The following is a 16,030-nucleotide window of genomic DNA, read 5'->3' as shown; positions in this document are numbered from 1 at the left end:
ATTAATAAAGTATAGTGAATTTAAAATCTAATGGATTGAAACTTTTTACAAGATCTGGAATTAAATCAGGACCATGCTTCAAATACAATTCTGCAAAATTCTCAGATCTTTCTTGAAGCCCTCCATTTGGAAACAATTTGTCCTTTATCCGATCCACTTGTATCAACGCATCTTGATGATTTCTTTTCTCAGCTTTTAGCAATTTCTTCTCTAAATTGTTTATCGCCTTTTTAAGCCTTGCTTTTACAGCATCTGTGCTTGGACCCAAACTTGGATCAATCTTATGCGTACGAAGCTTAATCTTTCCGAAAATCGCATTAAACTCCATCCACTCATCTTGAAGATTTAACCGATGCTTCGTAATCCGCTTTACATATTCCTTCTTAAGTGTTTCCCCCGATTTAAAGATACTCTTGAATGTAAAATCCAACCTAAATATTTTGCCCGCCATCTGATCATCGGTGATTAATGCCGAATTTCTTGGAATAAGAATCGGAAATTGAACCTTATATTGATCAAAATTAGCTTTCAGTTGTAGCCAATAAACAATTTCAGCACCCCCGCCAATATAAGCGAGATTTGGAAGGATCACCTCCTCATACATCGGACGCATCACTACATTTGGACTAAACCTCTCCGGGTGGTTATGTATCTCTTTTTTTAACTCCTCCTCAGTGAAATAAATATCCTGGTGCAATACTTCAAATCGACCATCTCCCGTTCGGACAATACGTTCTCTAAATTCATCAGTCAAATAAAAAAAATTGATTTCTCGAGCATGTACTTGAGTGGCAAAACCCTTCTCTAACAATTCTTCCGAAGTCTTCTCTATCGCTTTAAAACTCTTCTCCTCCAGGATATCTTCCTCCATTATGGGCACAAATAATTTCTTGAGCTCTTTACGGTCGGCATCCAAAATAATCAATCCGTACTGTTTAAATAACGAGTTCACAAAAACCCGAGTCGAATCGGCTAAATTCCTTCCCTTAAGGTATGCCTCTTCGACGAGATTGGTTAATTCGGTAGCATTCTCCGAAAGACCAAAAGTATTGCAGTATTGTTTTACAGCATCAACAATGCTTTGGGTGCTTAACCGTCCTGTGGCAGAATGGGATTCTACATCCCAGGAAATTTTTTTGCCAAATGCACGTGTATGGTTAATTTCTTCAAAATCGTGATCTTCCGTAGCCATCCAATAAACTGGCACAAAATCATGCTCTGGATATTTCTCCTTCAGATCCTGAGCTAATTTGATGGCCGTAACGATTTTAAAAATAAAATATAATGGTCCTGTGAAAATATTTAATTGATGACCTGTGGTTATGGTATAGGTATTTTCATCCTTTAAACGGATAATATTTTGAGCAACCTCTGGCGAGCTGTCCAACAAATCCCCGTATTGATCGCTTAAAACCTGAGTAAGCAACTCTCTATGGGAAAATTTCTTCTTTTGATTTATTTGATCCTTAAATCCTGCAATAGTAGGTCTATTGCCGTAAAATGAAGCTAACTGCTCATTATTGTTGAGATAGGCAATTAAGGTTTTGGAAAAACTATTGGTGTCGCTGTAATCAATATATGTGGCTTTCATCTACCGTTTTTAAACTTTTACAAATGTATACGCATTCAATATACAAAATACTAAAATTTAAAAAAAGCACGACTACTTGCCACAAATGTTATAGTTATTTGACAATGTTTCCGTACAAATCAAAATCTTCTGCACGATCAACCTTTACCTGTACAAAATCACCGATTCTTGCATAATTCGTCTTAGATTCCAATACAACTTCGTTATCAACCTCCGGAGAGTCGTATTCGGTTCTTCCTATGAAATAATCTCCATCAACACGGTCAATCAAAACTTTATACGTTTTACCAACTTTCTCCTGATTAATATCGTATGAAATCCCCTGTTGAACTTCCATAATTTGATCTACCCGATCCTGCTTTACTTCTTCAGGTACATTATCCTCTAAATTATGAGCATGTGTTTTTTCTTCATGCGAATAGGTAAAACATCCTAATCGATCAAACCTAGTTTCTTCAACCCATTCCAACATCTCTTGGAAATCTGCCTCCGTTTCATCAGGATAACCACAGATTAATGTCGTTCTCAACGCAATATCTGGAACCTTATCACGGATCTGATTGACCAAATCTATTTGCTTTTGCTTGCTTGTGCCTCTGCGCATGGAAGTTAACATACGATCTGATATATGTTGCAATGGCATATCCAGATAATTACAGATATTCGAACGCTCGTTCATGGCATCTAAGATATCCATCGGAAATCCAGATGGGTAGGCATATTGCAACCTAATCCATTCTATTCCATCAACATCTGAAAGATGACGCATTAAATCCGATAGATTACGCTTACCATAAATATCCAATCCATAATACGTTAAATCTTGAGCAATTAGAATCAATTCCTTGGTACCGTTCTTTGCCAAAAATTTCGCCTCATTAACTAAATCATCAATGGATTTTGAAACATGCTTCCCGCGCATTAATGGAATTGCACAGAATGAACATGGTCTATTACATCCCTCAGCAATCTTAAAATAGGAAAAATGTGATGGTGTGGTCAACAATCGTTCCCCTAAAAGTTCATGACGATAATCTGCTCCGATCGTTGAAAGCAATTCTGGAAGATCATTGGTGCCAAAAAAAGCATCAACGCTAGGGATTTCCGATTCTAATTCAGGTTTGTACCTTTCCGACAAACATCCCGTTACGATTACTTTATTAACCTTTCCTTGATCTTTTAGTTCTGAGAACTGTAAGATCGTATCAATGGATTCCTGTTTTGCATTATCAATAAATCCGCAGGTATTGATAACCACAATATCATTTGCCTGAATATTCGTTGCTTCATGTACAACCTCCATTTGGTTGCCTTTTAACTGGCCCATCAATACCTCACTGTCGTGAATATTCTTGGAGCACCCTAAGGTAACCACATTTACACGTGGCTTAATTACATTAGGAGCTATTTTAGATTGTTTCGTTTTCATATTAATATGTAGCCTACTTAAATAGCGAGTCTACAAAGTCTTTTTTGTTAAATAACTGTAAATCACCGATCTTCTCTCCCACTCCAATATATTTTACAGGAATTTTAAACTGATCCGATATGCCAATTACTACACCACCTTTCGCAGTACCATCAAGCTTCGTCAAGGCCAATGCATTTACATCAGTTGCCTGAGTGAACTGTGTTGCCTGCTCTATCGCATTTTGTCCTGTTGAGGCGTCCAATACCAATAAAATTTCATGTGGTGCATCAGGAATAACTTTCTGCATCACATTCTTGATTTTGGTAAGTTCATTCATCAAGCCCACCTTATTATGTAAACGCCCAGCTGTATCGATAATAGCAACGTCATCTCCATTTGCAACTGCAGATTTAACCGTGTCAAAAGCAACTGAAGCTGGATCTGAACCCATGGGTTGTGCTACAACACGAACTCCTACCCGATCTCCCCACAATTGAATCTGATCTACTGCCGCTGCTCTAAAGGTATCTGCCGCTCCCAAAACAACCTGATTGCCCGCCTCTTTTAGTTGATGGGCCAGTTTACCGATGGTAGTCGTCTTCCCAACTCCATTAACACCAACAACCATAATAACATAGGGTTTTTGATTTCCATACTCAAAAGACTCAAAGTCGTTGCTGTTGTTCTCCGCCAACAAACCTTGAATCTCGTCCTTTAAAAGTCGGTTCAAGTCATCGGTCGTCACATATTTATCTTGAGCAGCACGCTTCTGGATTCGATCAACGATTTTAAGAGTCGTCGTTACACCAACATCTGATGTCACTAAAACCTCTTCTAAGTTATCCAAAACTTCGTCGTCGATGGTAGATTTACCGACCACCGCCTTCGTAATTTTAGAGAAAAAACCCTCTTTCGTTTTTTCTAATCCTTTGTCTAAAGCCTCTTGGGCCTCAGGTGTCTCTTGCTTCTTTTTGAAAAAATCAAATAATCCCATGTTGGATAGTTATAGATAATGGATCCTAATCGTATCAAAGATACTTAAATAGAGAATACTAAAAAAGCCCTTTTGGTACACCCAAAACGGCTATTTATAAGATTTTTAAAGAAAAACTTTAAAAAAAGGAATATCTAACTGCTTATTTAGAAGCCGCAGCAACAACCTCTTTTACTTTGTCGTTGTGTACCATACTTTCTTTGAAAGTATAAGCGCCAGTTTTTGCAGATTTTGTAGTGATAACAACTTTGGTAAATTCTTTACCACCACCTTTTTGTAATGATGCAACTGCCTTTTTTGCCATGGTATTATATTTTTAATAGGGCTGATTAAAACCCAATTTGTTAATTACTTAATTTCTTTGTGAACTGTTACTTTTCTCAATACAGGGTTGAATTTTTTCAACTCTAAACGCTCAGTTGTGTTCTTTTTGTTCTTTGTGGTAATGTAACGAGACATTCCTGGAAGACCACTTTCTTTGTGCTCAGTACATTCTAAGATAACTTGTACTCTATTTCCTTTTTTTGCCATTGCCTTACTTATTTATGCCCTCACGGGTGAATTTCATGATTCTGTTTTCTGTTGATATAACAGGCTAATATCTATTAAATATGTCCTTTTTTAATAAACTTATCGATAGCTGCTGTAATACCGTTCTTGTTGATGGTTTTAATTGCTGAAGTAGATACTTTTAGCGTAATCCAACGATCTTCTTCTGGAATATAAAAACGCTTAGTCTGTAAATTAGGATAGAATTTACGTTTTGTCTTAACGTTCGAGTGTGATACGTTATTTCCTTTTAATGCCGTCTTGCCTGTTAAATCACAAATTCTTGACATGATATTCGATTTTTATTGTTGTCTTTATTCAATTATCGTCCCTTAGAAACGAGTGTGCAAATATCTATATTTCTTTTGGGAAATACAACAATAATTCTCGAATTATTTTAAAATAATCGCAGAAAGGAGTCTGATTCAACAAAATTACTGTATTTTGCACTATTATTTTAAAGCTGCCGGACAATAGTTTTCAACAATTCACAATGAACAAATATTTAATTAGAGGGATCGCCTTTTTAGCCATTGGGATAATATGCCTTTATTACGGCATCAATTTAATGCAAACTGACCATTTTTGGTATAAACCTCTCTTAATTGCAGGCGTTGTTTTCTTTGGATTCGGATTCTTAACGCTTATCTATCGAATATTTCGGAAAATTGACCGAAATAGCATTATCGATCAGCGCAATGAAAAGAAAAAATAGAGGATAGTCAATGCTTCAACAAACAAAAGGTATCACGCTTAGGGTAACTAATTACTCAGAAAGCAGTGTCGTCGCACAAATCTATACCGAAACACTCGGCTTGCAGTCTTATTTAATTAATGGAGCAAAGAAACCCAAAGCAAAAATTAACTACAATATGTTGCAACCCTTCCATATTCTCGAAATGGTTGTGTACAATAAGGAAAACAATAACCTCCAGCGTATTAAGGAAGCCCATCAGATTCCACCTTTAAAAAGCATACCCCTAAACATTGTAAAGAGTTCAATCGCCATGTTTTTAAATGAGGTGCTATATAAAGTCCTAAGACACCAGCATCCAGAACCTCAACTTTTTCAATTCCTGGAAAATGCAATTATTTGGCTCGACGAAACCGATGATGGACTCGCTAACTATCACCTGGTCTTCTTGGCAAAACTAAGTCATTACTTAGGATTTAAACCCATCATTAGCAACCTGCCTTATTTTGATTTGATGGAAGGACAGTTCTCAAACAACCTCCCAGCCCATTTCCACGTCCTCCAGGAACCATATAGTTCATATCTCCGTGAAATATTGCAAACTAGCTTCAGCAATTGTAACAAAATAAAACTGAATAAGCCGGATAGAACCTATTTACTCCAAAAATTAATAGATTATTATCGCCTTCATACTGAGAACTTTGGAGAGGTAAATTCTCTCTATATTTTGGAAGAGATTTTCGGAAATTAAGCCATGAAAAAACCCGCTGAGTTTTGTTTTCAACGGGTTTCCACAATAAATATATATTGAATCTAATTTTTAGATAAGCTTTACATTTACCGCGTTTAGTCCCTTACGACCTTGTTGTACTTCGTAAGAAACATGGTCGTTTTCACGAACCTTGTCTACTAATCCAGATACGTGAACAAAGATTTCACTCTCGCCCGAATTTGGAATGATGAAGCCGAAACCTTTGGCTTCATTAAAGAATTTTACTACTCCTTCTTGCATAATAATTACTATTGTTTTTTTTTAAAGGTATCATTATTTTTTGAATACCAATTAAATTTAATCGTTAAATGTACTAAACATTTTCAATTTTTTAGCGTCTAAAATTTCATCCAAAGAATTTGGAAAGGTTTTTGTCAATTACAATTTATTTAAACGCAAATGAAAAAACTATTTACACTAATTGCTTTTATCGGACTGTTTACGTCCCTAAATGCACAATCGACAATTATGGAAAACACTAGGAGAGTCGCTACTCGTGGGTATGCTGAAAAAGAAATAACACCTGACATCGTTTATCTTTCTATTTCTTTAAAAGAATATTATCTGGATGGCAATACCAAGAAAAAAGTAGCTATCGATCAACTAGAAAAACAACTTTATGATGCCGCAATTAAAAATGGTGTTAAGAAAGAAGATTTAACCATTCGAAACATCTATAGCTATAATCCTGAAGCAAAAAAGAAAAACAATGAACTTCTGCAAGCTAGGCAATATAGAATCAAAGTTTCAAACTTGAAAAACCTAAATACTTTGCTTGATGAGCTGGATGCTAAAGGATTACAGAGCACCGATATTATGGGATACGATCACTCTCAAAAGAAAGAAATTGATAAAGAACTTAAAACCTTAGCGGTTCGGGATGCAAGATCAAATGCTGAAATCCTTGCTGCAGCAGATGCTGAAAACGTTGGAAAGGTCATTGCAATCAATGATAATAGCTCTTTCAATTGGAATGATATCATACCTCAACCAAGGGCTTACACCATGAAAGCCGAAGCTATTTTGATGGATTCTGGAGATGAAGGCCTAAACCTTGAAGTTCGTCCTATAAAATTAACCTGCAATATTGATGCAGTTTTCGAATTAAAATAATAATGATTAAGAACACTTCTTATAATTTAGAAAAGATAGATAAAGATTTTAAATGGGTTAAACGACTATCCGTATTAATGGATAGTCGTTTCCGCATTGGTAATTTCCGCTTTGGATTAGACCCAATCCTTAACTTTATCCCTTTTGCTGGTCAAATTGCAACTTTTATTATTTCGCTCGTATTGGTTTCTGTTATGATTAGAAATGGAGCCAGTAGCAAAGTAGCTGTAAAAATGTTGCTTAATGTTACTTGGGATGCAATTCTTGGTTCAATTCCTCTGTTTGGAAATATCTTCGACTTCTTTAATAAAGCAAATGAGAAAAACATCAATCTCCTTCAGGAACATTACTACGACAATAAGCATCAAGGTAGTGCAAAAAGAATCCTAATCACCCTTGGCATCATTCTCTTTATAATCATCGTATTATTTATTTATGCAATGTATGCCTTTACTGTTTGGCTGTTTGGATTAATGTTTTAGAACGAACTGACTTATTTATACTACTTTTGTTTCCATGAGTAAAACTAGAATTTTTGCATTATTAGGTGTCGTTATCATGCTAACAGCGGTTTTTACAAACCCCTCAAAAGAAAAGATGAACGAGAAACTAACCTTAAAAGCAAAAGAAATCCTAAAGAAACAACTGGCTTATGAACACAAAGACGCCGTTGACTTTGGTATGATGCTTTTTGGTGATCAAGTGGTAAAGGAATTCATTAACAACTATACATATACTGAAAACTACTATCTTTTTTCATTGACAAAAATAAATTGGAATAGCGAAAAGCTAGTTATTGGGGGAGGAGCATTTGGTCAAGTATGGATTAGTTCCAAGATTGACGAAAAGGCCGGATTGTTGATGGATGCCTTAAAGAAACAATAATGCTTGAAATTCTATTCGAGGATGAGGAATTAATTGCAATCAACAAACCTCACGGCTTACTCGTTCATCGATCATCTATTGCCGCCGACACTTCCGAATTCGCCCTTCAAATTCTTCGAGATCAAATTGGGAAAACCGTATTTCCAGCTCACCGATTAGACAGAAAAACGGCCGGCGTCCTTCTATTTTCATTAAACAAGGAAATGGACAGCGGCATTCAAACTGCATTCTCCCAAAATCTAATCAAAAAAGAATATTTAGCTGTCCTCAGAGGCCATACCATACCCGATGGGACAATTGATTATCCCTTAAAGAAGGAGAATGGAACAATACAGGATGCTTTAACAAATTATACAACCCTAGCTCTAACAGAGATTGATTTGCCTTTCGGAAATTTTCCAACTTCTCGCTATTCATTGGTGCTGGCAAAGCCCCAAACCGGCAGAATGCATCAAATCAGAAAGCATTTCGCCCATATTTTCCATCCGATAATAGGGGATAGACCTCATGGTTGCAACAAACAAAATAAACTCTGGAAGGAAACTTTTCAGCATGATACCATGTTGCTTCACGCCAAGTCCTTAGAATTCCAACATCCTAAAACGAAAGAAAACATCCTTATTCAAGCCAATGTTCAACCGGAGTTCCAAAGAGCACTAGAGATTTTGGGACTACAGGGTTCTGATGTCCGTTAATCTAAAGTAAATTTCCTATTTTTGCAGGAACTAAAACTCATTGAAATAATATGAAAAATACTGCGTTATCAAACGTTCATATTGCATTAGGAGCGAAAATGGTTCCTTTCGCCGGATTTAATATGCCTGTTCAATATTCGGGTATCAACGATGAACATGAAACCGTTCGTACTGCGGTTGGTATGTTCGATGTATCCCACATGGGCGAGTTTATCTTAAAAGGCGAGAAAGCCCTTGACCTTATCCAAAAAGTATCTTCTAACGATGCATCTAAACTTTATGATGGTAAAGTTCAATACGGATACTTACCTAATGAAAATGGTGGTATTGTCGATGACTTTTTAACCTATAAAATTGATGACACAACCTATTTACTTGTTGTGAATGCTTCTAATATTGAGAAAGATTGGAATTGGATTAGCAAATTCAATACAGATCATGTTGAAATGAAAGACATTTCCGATGAAACCTCTTTATTTGCCGTTCAAGGACCTAAAGCTGCTGACGCACTTCAAGGATTAACCGATATAGAACTTGCTCCTATGGAATACTATTCCTTCCAAAAAGGTACGTTCGCCGGCGTTGATAATGTATTAGTTTCTGCAACTGGATATACAGGGGCTGGTGGATTTGAAATCTACGTTGCTAATGAAAACGCTGAAAAAGTTTGGAATGCTATTATGGAAGCAGGAAATCCTTATGGAATCAAACCTATTGGATTAGGTGCTAGAGATACGCTACGCCTTGAGATGGGTTTCTGTCTATACGGAAATGACATAGATGATAATACTTCTCCTTTAGCAGCTGGATTAGGTTGGGTTACTAAATTTACAAAAGACTTTGTAAACGCTGATAATCTTAAAGCTGAAAAAGAAAAAGGTGTTTCCCAAAAATTAGTTGGATTCGAAATGATTGCTAGAGGTATACCTCGTCATGATTATGAAATCCATGATGCTGATGGAAACAAAATTGGTCGTGTTACCTCTGGTACGCAGTCCTCGTCCCTTAAAAAATCAATCGGTTTAGGTTATGTGGATACCGCTTTTGCTAAAGATGGTACCGAAATCTTTATTTCAATCCGTAATCAGCCAATTAAAGCTGTGGTTAGAAAACCTCCTTTTGTTAAGTAATCAAATCTTTAAAAATAATAAAGGGCTATTTTTTAGCCCTTTTCTTTTGTTTCATTTCTTGCTGTGCCAACCTTGCCTTTTCCTCTTGCTTCAACCGCACATCTCTATTAACCTGTTTTAACAAAACAACTTTCAAATAGATCAATACAACCAATAAGGCAATGGAAATACCCAAATAAAGCATTTGACCACTATTATAACCTGCCCAAGCACTCAATACCAAAAACACAATCCCTAGATTGAGCAATAAATTCAATATAAACTTCTTCGTCATTTCTTCTTAATTACTTTGTAACCCGTAACGCGTTCCCGCAGGAAATAAAAATACACTATTCCCGCTAAAATATTTCCCATTATCACGAATAAAACCATTAATAATCTTTCCAAATCCGAAATTCTGGGAGATTTAATAATTTCCAACAAAACCATGATAACCCAGACCAAAGATAGAAGGCCAGAAATACTCAATAGGATAGGAGCAAACCAAACTCTGAGGATAAACAGCAGGATGGAGAGGATATAAAAAACCAGACTAAATAGAAATGCCTGTTTAGTCTGGTGAAATAATTTATTCATAGAACAAAGTTAAGGATAAAATCCCTCTATTGTCTATGGGAAAATTCCCAATTCTTTGTATGATTCTCCAACCTTATTGATTGCACATATAAATGCCGCAGTTCGAAGATCCTCAACGCCTTCCATGTTTTTCCAGATTTGATGAATTTCTTGGTAAGAACCGATCATCGTATCTTCTAATCCAGAATAAACTAAATCTACTTCATCAGGGCCCCTTAAAATTATCTTGCGCTCTAATTTGGTAACCTTTTGATTGGTCATCGATTCAATGATATTCAAGATCTCAGCATACATATTTTCACTGAATCTTTTCTCCAAACGGCCATACCGAACATGACTTAAATTCTTTAACCATTCAAAATATGACACAGTAACTCCTCCAGCATTCAGATAAATATCTGGAATGACTAATTTTCCCTTTCGATTAAAGACCTCATCCGCCTCAGGTGTTAATGGGCCATTGGCCGCTTCACCTATGATTTGTGCCTGAATACGTTCCGCATTATCCCCGTTAATTACGGATTCTAAAGCTGCTGGAATTAATATATCGCAGGGATACTCCAATCCTTTTGCAGACTCTTGAATACTCGTCGATCCAGGAAAATTTAAAATCGAACCCGTTGTTTTCCGGTGCGCAACAACTTCCTCCAAATCCAAACCGTTTTCATTATAGATGGCTCCTTCATATTCAATCAGTCCAACTAAAATAGATCCAGCTTCTTGAAAGTATTTGGCAGCATGATAGCCAACATTCCCCAATCCTTGCACTATAACCTTTTTCCCTTCAACACCAGTCGTCAGACCTAGCCTTTCCATGTCTTCTTCATTTTTACAAGCTTCCCGAGTCCCAAAGAAAACACCTAATCCGGTTGCTTCAGCTCGCCCTCTTACTCCGCCTTGCGATACAGGTTTTCCTGTTACACAGGCTTGTGCATTAATCTCATTAGGGTTTAAGGTGGTATAAGTATCCACAATCCAGCTCATTTCTCTTGCACCTGTACCATAATCGGGGGCTGGTACATCTGTTCCTGGGCCTATAAAATTTTTCTTTACCAATTCTGTGGTATAACGACGGGTAATCTTTTCCAAGTCATATTCTGAATATTTCTTGCTATCGATTTTTATCCCTCCTTTGGCTCCTCCAAAGGGAACATTCACTATCGCACATTTATAGGTCATTAAAGACGCCAAGGCCATCACTTCATCCTGATCAACCTCCATACTAAAACGAATACCACCTTTACATGGTAGTTTATGGTGTGAATGCTGAACCCGATAAGCTTCGATTACTTCAACATTGTCTCCAATTTTTACAGGAAATTTTACCCTCAAAATTGAATTACATGCCTTGATCTGTTCTAAGATGCCAGATGAGAATTTAGTGAACTTGGCCGCTTTGTCAAAATTACGACCCACTCCCTGAAAGAAGCTGTAAGTTGTGTTGGATGGATTTGACATAAAATTATGTTTTTGTTTACGCTTGGTACAATACTATAAAGTTAGTTCTTTTATCATTTTAATAATGCACAAACCGATAAAAACATAATTATTTCACAAATTATAATGAGAACCCCTAATGATTAGCATTTAAGCAAAAAAATGCCCTAAAAATAAAAAGCTCAAGACATTCTTGAGCTTTTTATTGATTTACTGTTTCTTAATAAACATCCATTTCTGGATCAAACTCTTCTTTCCAAGCTAAAATTCCGCCTTGAAGGTTCGATAAATTCGTAAATCCTTCCTGCTCTAATAGCATAACTGCTTGAGCACTACGCTTTCCGGAACGACAATGAATTACTACGGGAATGTCCTTTGAAATCTTATCCGACTCGATAACAACTCCTGATAATGGAATATTTACTCCATTAAGATTAGATACTTCATATTCAAAAGGTTCACGAACGTCGATTAATTGAAACTCGACATTATGATCCATCATGTCCTTTAACTCTTGAACGCTAATTTCTTTCATAGTGGGCTTTTTATCAAATATAAATATTTTACAATCAAACAGCCTGCCATTCGTTTAGAATTTTTGTATTTTCATCGCAAACATTATGCTCATGAGAAAACAATTCTTTTCCCTACTGGTCTTTGGTCTTCTATTCCATCTTGCATGCGCTCAGGATAAGCAAATTACCAGTACTGAAAATATTTCTAGAATATTAAATACCCTCGCATCAGACGATATGAGAGGTAGGTCTGCTTTAAATCAAATCGATATCGGAAAAGCTGCTGATTTTATTGCTGATGAGTTTAAACAAATTGGTCTTAAACCTTATAAAGAAGATAATTTTAGACAATCCTTTATCGTTGACCGATCTAAAGTATCCGAACAGAATGTAACATTCGGTAAAAAATCAATACCTGAGGATGAATTCCTTATTATTGGCGAACTAAATACTCCTATTACCGAAAAGGATCAGGATCTCAAGCAATATACCATTACAGAGGCTGATGATTTTTCACAAAGATTTAGAGAAATCGTACAAAAAGACACATCAAAAGCCATTATTCTTGTAGATAAAAAACATGCGCCTTTTCTAGCAAGGTTCAAAAGAATTTATAATAGAGAAAGCATTACTTTTACCGACCAAAAGAAACCCTCTGCTGGTGCAAAAGTCTTTGTTATTGCTGATGGCATTTCGAATACTTATACGGTTTCTCAATCTCGAAGTAATTCAAAATTCCCAATGTTCAATGTGGCTGCCATCATTCCAGGAAAATCTAAACCGGATGAATATGTAATCTTTTCCTGCCATTACGACCATATCGGAATAATTCAGGCCGTAGGACAGGATTCAATTGCAAATGGAGCTGATGACGATGCATCGGGGACAACCGCAATGATTGAATTAGCTAGGTATTATAAAAAACTTAACAATAATGAACGTACGCTTATTTTCGTAGCTTTCACCGGTGAAGAAATAGGTATGTTTGGTTCTAAATTTTTCTCAAATAATATCGACCCTGAAAAGGTGGTAGCCATGATCAATATTGAAATGATTGGCAAAGACTCTAAATTTGGTCCCAATAGTCTTTATATTACGGGTTACGATGCATCTAATTTGGGCAAATTAATGCAAGAGAATTTGAAAGGCTCTGAATTTACATTCCACCCAGACCCTTACACTACTCAAAACTTATTCTACCGCAGCGACAATGCTGTCTTGGCAGCATTGGGAGTTCCTGCACATACATTCTCAACTTCCCAGATCGATAAAGATCAATATTATCATACTGTAGATGATGAAGTGGAAACATTGGATATTAATAATATTAAATCCAGCATTGAGGCTATTGCTACGGGAGCAATTGGAATAATCAATGGAAAACAGACCCCAAGTCGGGTGGAAAAGTTAAGAGATTAAGCTTTTACGCATTACATAATCATTAAGAATAAACTCGTAGTAGGGGATATCAACTTCCTCTACTACTTGAAATCCTTGTTTCAGATAAAATAAATACGCATTATTTCCGCGGTTTACATTTAGCTCTAGCTCGTTAAAACCCATTTTCCTCGCTAGATCTCCCGCAAAATCAATCAATAGTTTACCAAAACCTTTTCCCTGGGTACTAGGCAGCAAATAAATCTTTTCTATTCTTAATCGATCTGCCTTGGGATCAACCCCCATAAAGCCTACCGCATTTCCTTCCTCATAAAGAAGATAAAAGGAACTACTCCCTAACATTGAAGATTGAAGTGAATCTATCGAATAAATATTCTCTAGCATAAAATCAATTTGCTTCTTACTTAGGATAGAGCCATAAGTCGGATACCAAATAGCATAAGCCAACTCTTGAATCAACTTTGAATCTTCTATCCCTGCCTTTAAAATCTCAATCATATTTCCTCCGATATGAATATATAATCTTCTTGTGCAGGAATGGAGATAAACCCATCTTCCTTTACATGAAATTCATTTCCTCCGGTATGTACTAAATTGATCAATTTTGAATAATCTCCTTTGAATCGCTCAATTATCAACGAAAACCCTTTGGGAAGCCATTTTTCGTACTTCTTTACCATTAAGGTTTTCCTCGATCCATTTAATAATATAACAACAAACTCAGAAAGGTAGGATAGGTATTTTTCCCCATCGGGTTCATCTGTTACTATATTTACGGCAAAATTCTTCTTCTCTCTTAAATAAGTAAATAAAGAATTTAAAAATGAAGTCGTATAAGGGATTACAGTTATGTTTTCTTCTAATAAATCAGCTGGAAATTGCTGATTGTCCAAAATAACATCGACTTTTATTTCCCTAGATCTAAGGATATCATATTGAGAAGAAGTGCTGATTAGGGTAGGACTCCATTCTAATAGTTGGTTTAAATATTTAGTTGATAAAGCTGTTGAATCAAAGATGAAGAGTGCTGGTTCCTGATTCTCCCGTACGATATGGTGAGAGGACATAATTTATTCTCCTAAATAACGAACAGCAATATAAGACATTAAGCCTATGCTAGTTTCAAGGGCTGTTTCTTCTATATCAAATGTTGGTGTATGAACTCCCGAGGTAATTCCTTTTGCTTTGTTTCCGGTTCCTAATCGATAGAAACAGGCATTTGTTTCTTGGGAATAATAGGAAAAGTCTTCTGCTGCTGGCCACAAATCCAATTCAACAACGTTTTCGGCACCGAGGTAGTCCACAGCATAAGACTGTGCTGCAGCTGTGATTTTTGCTTCATTAATTAAAAAAGGATATCCTTTTCTTACTTCAAAATCACAGATTGCGCCCATGCTCTCAGCAATACCAACCGCCATTTTTACCATCTTTTCATGCGCTTCAACTCTCCAGGCCTCATCAAAGGTGCGGAATGTACCCTCTAGGTAAACTTCATCTGGAATGACATTTGTCGCTCCATTTCCAACAATCTTTCCCCAAGATAAAACAGAGGGAGTTCTTGGATCAGCATTTCGGCTAACAATTTGTTGCATTGCCGTTATAATCTGTGCAGTAATGGCAATAGGATCAATATTTTGATGGGGATGTGCTCCATGACCGCCCTTTCCTTTTACCGTCATGAACAATTCATCACAGGAAGCCATGTATTTTCCTGAACGAAATCCTACTTTTCCTGCCTCAATTAATGGCATCACATGTTGGCCAACAATTCCTTGCGGTTCTGGATTTTGAAGTACTCCTTCTTTAATCATTAAAGAAGCTCCTCCTGGTAGTCTTTCTTCTCCAGGTTGGAAGATTAATTTTATTGTACCTCCAATTTCCGACTTCAGATCATTTAAAATCTTGGCAATACCCAATAATGAAGATGTATGAACATCATGCCCACAAGCATGCATCACACCGATATTCTTAGAGCCGTATGATCTGCCTTCTACCTCCGTAATTGGAAGGGCATCCATATCCGCTCGTAACGCCAAAACTTTGTCCGAAGGAATTTCACCTTTAATCAAGGCTACAACACCCGTATTCGCCATCGATTCAAACGGAATGTTTAAATCCGTTAAAATCTGTTTTACGAATGCCGAAGTATTATATTCTTCAAATGAAAGCTCAGGGTTCTCGTGTAAAAACCTTCTGTTATTTACCGTATCTTGAAAATAGGATTTGGCTAATTCTTGAATTCTCTGTTTTGATATAGACATGTCGTTCCT

Annotated in this window: 22 protein-coding genes; 8 read left to right on the top strand and 14 right to left on the bottom strand. The window is 36.5% G+C overall.

The annotated features are described in order from the left end of the window. Position 1: 1 nt before the first annotated feature. From bshC to rpmB, 6 genes are all read right to left on the bottom strand, one after another. Positions 2–1,591: a bacillithiol biosynthesis cysteine-adding enzyme BshC gene (gene bshC, locus E0Y80_RS10215; protein WP_156307566.1), complete on the bottom strand. Its 1,590-nt coding sequence runs from the start codon at positions 1,589–1,591 to the stop codon at positions 2–4. A 94-nt stretch (positions 1,592–1,685) separates the two neighbouring features. Beyond that, positions 1,686–3,020: a 30S ribosomal protein S12 methylthiotransferase RimO gene (gene rimO / locus E0Y80_RS10210; RefSeq protein WP_197091548.1), complete on the bottom strand. Its 1,335-nt coding sequence runs from the start codon at positions 3,018–3,020 to the stop codon at positions 1,686–1,688. A 13-nt stretch (positions 3,021–3,033) separates the two neighbouring features. Next, positions 3,034–3,996 (bottom strand): signal recognition particle-docking protein FtsY, encoded by a 963-nt coding sequence (gene ftsY / locus E0Y80_RS10205; protein WP_156307564.1) that lies wholly within the window; start codon positions 3,994–3,996, stop codon positions 3,034–3,036. 142 nt (positions 3,997–4,138) lie between these two features. After that, positions 4,139–4,300 carry a DUF4295 domain-containing protein gene (locus tag E0Y80_RS10200; RefSeq protein WP_156307563.1) on the bottom strand — a complete coding sequence of 54 codons (162 nt, stop codon included), beginning with the start codon at positions 4,298–4,300 and terminating at the stop codon, positions 4,139–4,141. Positions 4,301–4,344: 44 nt separating this feature from the next. Next, entirely contained in the window at positions 4,345–4,527 is a 183-nt protein-coding gene (gene rpmG, locus E0Y80_RS10195) for a 50S ribosomal protein L33 (RefSeq protein WP_002998409.1), read from the bottom strand. Between the two features lie 74 nt (positions 4,528–4,601). After that, entirely contained in the window at positions 4,602–4,835 is a 234-nt protein-coding gene (gene rpmB, locus E0Y80_RS10190; RefSeq protein ID WP_093100019.1) for a 50S ribosomal protein L28, read from the bottom strand. Between the two features lie 203 nt (positions 4,836–5,038). Here rpmB and E0Y80_RS10185 point away from each other — a divergent pair, with 203 nt between their 5' ends. Both E0Y80_RS10185 and recO read left to right on the top strand, forming a co-directional pair. After that, a complete protein-coding gene (locus E0Y80_RS10185; protein WP_156307562.1) occupies positions 5,039–5,260 on the top strand; it encodes a signal peptidase in 222 nt (73 codons plus the stop codon). A 10-nt stretch (positions 5,261–5,270) separates the two neighbouring features. Continuing rightward, positions 5,271–5,990, top strand: a complete 720-nt coding sequence (gene recO / locus E0Y80_RS10180; protein WP_156307561.1) for a DNA repair protein RecO — start codon at positions 5,271–5,273, stop codon at positions 5,988–5,990. A 69-nt stretch (positions 5,991–6,059) separates the two neighbouring features. Here the strand turns inward: recO and E0Y80_RS10175 are convergent, their stop codons facing one another. Then, the gene (locus E0Y80_RS10175; protein ID WP_093100014.1) at positions 6,060–6,251 is read right to left on the bottom strand and encodes a cold-shock protein; all 192 of its coding nucleotides are present in this window, start codon (positions 6,249–6,251) and stop codon (positions 6,060–6,062) included. Positions 6,252–6,410: 159 nt separating this feature from the next. Here E0Y80_RS10175 and E0Y80_RS10170 point away from each other — a divergent pair, with 159 nt between their 5' ends. Genes E0Y80_RS10170 through gcvT form a run of 5 tightly spaced genes read left to right on the top strand, consistent with a single transcriptional unit; the run spans position 6,411 to position 9,834 of the window. After that, positions 6,411–7,124, top strand: coding sequence for an SIMPL domain-containing protein (locus E0Y80_RS10170; RefSeq protein ID WP_156307560.1), 714 nt, complete (start codon positions 6,411–6,413; stop codon positions 7,122–7,124). Positions 7,125–7,126: 2 nt separating this feature from the next. Further along, on the top strand, positions 7,127–7,606 hold the full coding sequence (locus E0Y80_RS10165) for a DUF4112 domain-containing protein (RefSeq protein ID WP_156307559.1): 480 nt from the start codon (positions 7,127–7,129) through the stop codon (positions 7,604–7,606). A 34-nt stretch (positions 7,607–7,640) separates the two neighbouring features. Then, positions 7,641–8,009, top strand: a complete 369-nt coding sequence (locus tag E0Y80_RS10160; protein ID WP_156307558.1) for a DUF4359 domain-containing protein — start codon at positions 7,641–7,643, stop codon at positions 8,007–8,009. Then, entirely contained in the window at positions 8,009–8,704 is a 696-nt protein-coding gene (locus tag E0Y80_RS10155) for a pseudouridine synthase (RefSeq protein ID WP_156307557.1), read from the top strand. The genes E0Y80_RS10160 and E0Y80_RS10155 overlap by 1 nt, the downstream gene beginning before the upstream one ends. 50 nt (positions 8,705–8,754) lie before the next feature. Further along, entirely contained in the window at positions 8,755–9,834 is a 1,080-nt protein-coding gene (gene gcvT / locus E0Y80_RS10150; protein ID WP_156307556.1) for a glycine cleavage system aminomethyltransferase GcvT, read from the top strand. A gap of 25 nt (positions 9,835–9,859) precedes the next feature. On the opposite strand, the gene E0Y80_RS10145 is transcribed toward gcvT, so the two are convergent. The 4 genes from E0Y80_RS10145 to E0Y80_RS10130 form a co-directional block, all read right to left on the bottom strand. Beyond that, on the bottom strand, positions 9,860–10,108 hold the full coding sequence (locus tag E0Y80_RS10145; protein WP_156307555.1) for a DUF6358 family protein: 249 nt from the start codon (positions 10,106–10,108) through the stop codon (positions 9,860–9,862). Then, positions 10,105–10,410: a hypothetical protein gene (locus tag E0Y80_RS10140; RefSeq protein WP_156307554.1), complete on the bottom strand. Its 306-nt coding sequence runs from the start codon at positions 10,408–10,410 to the stop codon at positions 10,105–10,107. Before E0Y80_RS10140 ends, E0Y80_RS10145 begins: the two co-directional genes overlap by 4 nt. Positions 10,411–10,443: 33 nt before the next feature. Continuing rightward, positions 10,444–11,868 (bottom strand): Glu/Leu/Phe/Val family dehydrogenase, encoded by a 1,425-nt coding sequence (locus E0Y80_RS10135; protein ID WP_156307553.1) that lies wholly within the window; start codon positions 11,866–11,868, stop codon positions 10,444–10,446. A gap of 199 nt (positions 11,869–12,067) precedes the next feature. After that, on the bottom strand, positions 12,068–12,382 hold the full coding sequence (locus E0Y80_RS10130) for a rhodanese-like domain-containing protein (protein ID WP_156307552.1): 315 nt from the start codon (positions 12,380–12,382) through the stop codon (positions 12,068–12,070). Between the two features lie 91 nt (positions 12,383–12,473). Between E0Y80_RS10130 and E0Y80_RS10125 the strand changes: the two genes are divergently transcribed. Further along, on the top strand, positions 12,474–13,781 hold the full coding sequence (locus E0Y80_RS10125; RefSeq protein WP_156307551.1) for a M28 family metallopeptidase: 1,308 nt from the start codon (positions 12,474–12,476) through the stop codon (positions 13,779–13,781). On the opposite strand, the gene E0Y80_RS10120 is transcribed toward E0Y80_RS10125, so the two are convergent. The 3 genes from E0Y80_RS10120 to E0Y80_RS10110 are packed head-to-tail and all read right to left on the bottom strand — an operon-like array spanning position 13,770 to position 16,021. Next, complete coding sequence (locus E0Y80_RS10120) at positions 13,770–14,258, bottom strand: GNAT family N-acetyltransferase (protein WP_156307550.1); 489 nt, start codon at positions 14,256–14,258, stop codon at positions 13,770–13,772. The two genes, E0Y80_RS10125 and E0Y80_RS10120, sit on opposite strands and share 12 nt — an antisense overlap. Next, positions 14,255–14,827: a thiamine diphosphokinase gene (locus E0Y80_RS10115; RefSeq protein WP_156307549.1), complete on the bottom strand. Its 573-nt coding sequence runs from the start codon at positions 14,825–14,827 to the stop codon at positions 14,255–14,257. Before E0Y80_RS10115 ends, E0Y80_RS10120 begins: the two co-directional genes overlap by 4 nt. Positions 14,828–14,830: 3 nt before the next feature. Next, positions 14,831–16,021 (bottom strand): M20 metallopeptidase family protein, encoded by a 1,191-nt coding sequence (locus tag E0Y80_RS10110; protein WP_156307548.1) that lies wholly within the window; start codon positions 16,019–16,021, stop codon positions 14,831–14,833. Positions 16,022–16,030 lie beyond the last annotated feature (9 nt).

This window comes from Sphingobacterium endophyticum (genome assembly GCF_009733535.1).
Taxonomy (GTDB): Bacteria; Bacteroidota; Bacteroidia; order Sphingobacteriales; family Sphingobacteriaceae; genus Sphingobacterium; species Sphingobacterium endophyticum.
The sequence above is the reverse complement of the archived record's forward strand: the minus strand, read 5'-3'. Positions and strand labels throughout refer to the sequence as shown.